The organism is Streptomyces minutiscleroticus, from assembly GCF_014650875.1.
In the GTDB taxonomy this organism is placed as follows: domain Bacteria; phylum Actinomycetota; class Actinomycetes; order Streptomycetales; family Streptomycetaceae; genus Streptomyces; species Streptomyces minutiscleroticus.
Map to the genome: position 1 here is coordinate 1 of NZ_BMVU01000192.1, position 1463 is coordinate 1463.

Consider the following 1463-nt stretch of genomic DNA (forward strand, 5'->3'; position numbering starts at 1 on the left):
CAATGCCGTTGCTTTTACTTGCGGGCGTAGGCTGCTTGGTAGTGGTGGCCGCTGGGGGTGGTGCGGGTGTCCGCGGATGTGTCCGAGGTTTCGGGGCTGGGGCTGCTGACCTGGGTGTATCCACCGGGTCTGGTGGATCGGGTGGTGGCCGCCTGCGGGCGGGCGGAGCAGCGCAAACGCCTGTTGCCCGCGCGGTTGGTGGTGTACTTCGTGCTCGGGCTGGCGTTGTTCTCGCCGGCGCCGTATCTCGAGGTGATGCGGCACCTGGTGGAGGGCCTGCGGGGTCTGGGGCTGCTGGGTGACTGGCGTCTTCCGGCGAAGTCGTCACTGTTTCGGGCCCGGCAGCGGCTGGGATGCGAGCCGTTGCGGGTGCTGTTCGCCACCACCGCCCGGCCGATGGCCACCGAGGCGACGCCGGGCGGGTTCTGGCGGGGGCTGCGGCTGCTGACGGTGGACGGCACCTGCTGGGACGTGGCCGACACACCGGCCAACGAGGCCGCCTTCGGCCGGCCGGGCAACGGCCGCAGCCCGGACAAGAGCGCGTTCCCGCAGGTGAGGATGGTCTGCCTGGTGGAGAGCGGCACGCATCTGGTGCTGGATGCGGAGCTGGCCGGCTGCCGCACCGGGGAGGTCACCCTGGTCGGCCGCCTGCCCCGCTCCTGCGGCCCCGGACAGCTGGTGCTGGCCGACCGCGCGTTCCTCGGCATGCCGCTGTGGCGGGCGTTCGCCGCCACCGGCGCCGATCTGCTGTGGCGGGTGCCCGCCAACCGCGTCCTGCCGATGGACCGGCTGTTGCGGGACGGGTCCTGGCTCTCGCGCATCCACGCCGCCACCGATGCCGCCCACACAGATCCGGTCACTGTCCGGGTGCTGGCCTACCAGCTGACCGGCACCGGCCAGGCAGTGCAGGAGGGCTACCGGCTGGTGACCACCCTGCTGGACGCCCGCCGGTATCCGGCCCGGCAGCCGGCCGCGCTCTACCACGAACGCTGGGAGGTGGAATCCGTCCTCGCCGAACTCAAGACCCGCCAGCGCGGCGCCCAGGTGGTGCTGGTCAGCAAGACCCCGGACGGGGTGCTGCAGCAGCTCTGGGCCCACCTGCTGGTCCACCGGGCCCTGCGCGAGCTGATGGCGAGAACGGCCGCCACCCAGCGCCTGGATCCGGACCGGCTCTCCTTCACCGAGACCCTGCGCGCCGCCCGGCGCAGCGTGACCGTCACACCGGGCAGTTTTTCCCCCTGACCTCCTGGTCCGCGCGCTGGTCTGGCTCGAGCACGACCTGCTGGAACGGCTGCTGCCGGTCAGACGCCTGCGCAGTCAGCCTCGCGTCGTCACACGCAAGATGTCCACGCACCGGCTCAAACGGGCCGAACACCACGACTGGCCCCAACCCACCCACACCGGAGCTCAAGCCGTCACCATCCAGCGACCACAACCCGCGAACCCGTAAAGCAACAGCATTG

At 71.4% G+C, this 1463-nt stretch carries 2 protein-coding genes; one reads left to right on the plus strand and one right to left on the minus strand.

All coding sequences use genetic code 11. From position 1 onward, the window contains the following. Positions 1-78 precede the first annotated feature (78 nt). Positions 79-1242, plus strand: a complete 1164-nt coding sequence (locus IE271_RS40910; RefSeq protein WP_229919990.1) for an IS4 family transposase — start codon at positions 79-81, stop codon at positions 1240-1242. Here IE271_RS40910 and IE271_RS43195 read toward each other — a convergent pair. Further along, positions 1217-1463, minus strand: a 247-nt coding sequence (locus IE271_RS43195) for a hypothetical protein (protein WP_229919991.1), incomplete at its 5' end; no start/stop codon positions are given. The two genes, IE271_RS40910 and IE271_RS43195, sit on opposite strands and share 26 nt — an antisense overlap.